Here is a 1,167-nt window from a genome sequence, read left to right on the forward strand (position 1 = left end):
TTTCTGGTGCGTACCGGGCTGAGAGGCGGTGTAAGTGAACTGTAGTTGCCATGTTTTACGGCAATGAGAGCAGAGATAGCGCTGATGTCCGGCAGTGCTTTTGCCGTTACGCACCACGCCTTCAGTAGCGGAGCAGGAAGGACATCTGATGGAAATGGAAGCCACGCAAGCACCTTAAAATCACCATCATACACTAAATCAGTAAGTTGGCAGCATTACCCGCTCGACGAGTGGAAACCAAAACGGTTCAGTCTCCCAATAACAAACACTACCCTGGTGAAATACGGAAAACTAGGATACATCGTTCCAAGACCACAAAAAATTCGTGGGCGTTGGCTGATAGATCGCCGAGCAGTATTTGTTGGGCCTGGTGAAACGGGAATTGCGCCGGAAATTCATACTGGCGATGATGATGCACTGAAGGAGATTTTAACTCATGTCACCGAGGCCACGAAAAAACAGCACTGACGTAGCCGGTCTTTACGAAAAGTTTGATCGCAGAACTGGCAGAGTTTACTACCAGTATAAAAATCCTGTGACTGGAAAATTTCACGGACTCGGAACAGACAAAGGTAAGGCAGAAAAAATCGCTTCCACAGCCAATCAGCGAATAGCTGCAGCAGAAGCTGAATATTTCATGCGCAAAATTGATGAAAGTCCGTCAGCAACAAAACGTCGGGGTATCAGATTAAAGGCATGGGTTGATCGATATCTGAAAATACAGGACACGCGACTGAAAAATGGAGATATTGCAGCTACAACTCACAAAGAAAAAACTCGAATGGCTGCATACCTGGTTTCCCGTCTGGGAAACCACCCATTGAAAGAACTGTAGACTGGCCCCCTGAATCTCCAGACAACCAGTATCACTTAAATAAGTGATAGTCTTAATACTAGTTTTTAGACTAGTCATTGGAGTACAGATGATTGATGTCTTAGGGCCGGAGAAACGCAGACGGCGTACCACACAGGAAAAGATCGCAATTGTTCAGCAGAGCTTTGAACCGGGGATGACGGTCTCCCTCGTTGCCCGGCAACATGGTGTAGCAGCCAGCCAGTTATTTCTCTGGCGTAAGCAATACCAGGAAGGAAGTCTTACTGCTGTGGCCGCCGGAGAACAGGTTGTTCCTGCCTCTGAACTTGCTGCCGCCATGAAGCAGATTAAAG

The 1,167-nt window shown here is 47.4% G+C and carries 3 protein-coding genes and 1 pseudogene; 3 read left to right on the forward strand and 1 reads right to left on the reverse strand.

The genetic code is table 11. The features are described from left to right. Positions 1-165: IS1 family transposase (locus tag BGK49_RS27450; protein ID WP_047664789.1), on the reverse strand; the 165-nt coding region annotated here is incomplete at its 3' end. Positions 166-258: 93 nt separating this feature from the next. Between BGK49_RS27450 and BGK49_RS15290 the strand changes: the two genes are divergently transcribed. From BGK49_RS15290 to BGK49_RS15300, 3 genes and pseudogenes are all read left to right on the forward strand, one after another. Then, positions 259-468 carry a hypothetical protein gene (locus tag BGK49_RS15290; protein ID WP_044325913.1) on the forward strand — a complete coding sequence of 70 codons (210 nt, stop codon included), beginning with the start codon at positions 259-261 and terminating at the stop codon, positions 466-468. Next, positions 437-832 (forward strand): annotated as a pseudogene (locus tag BGK49_RS15295) (phage integrase Arm DNA-binding domain-containing protein); the annotation flags it as partial. The gene BGK49_RS15290 and the pseudogene BGK49_RS15295, both read left to right, overlap by 32 nt. A gap of 91 nt (positions 833-923) precedes the next feature. Further along, positions 924-1,167: transposase (locus BGK49_RS15300; protein ID WP_000567704.1), on the forward strand; the 244-nt coding region annotated here is incomplete at its 3' end.

Source organism: Shigella sp. FC1544 (assembly GCF_001722145.1).
GTDB lineage: Bacteria > Pseudomonadota > Gammaproteobacteria > Enterobacterales > Enterobacteriaceae > Escherichia > Escherichia coli.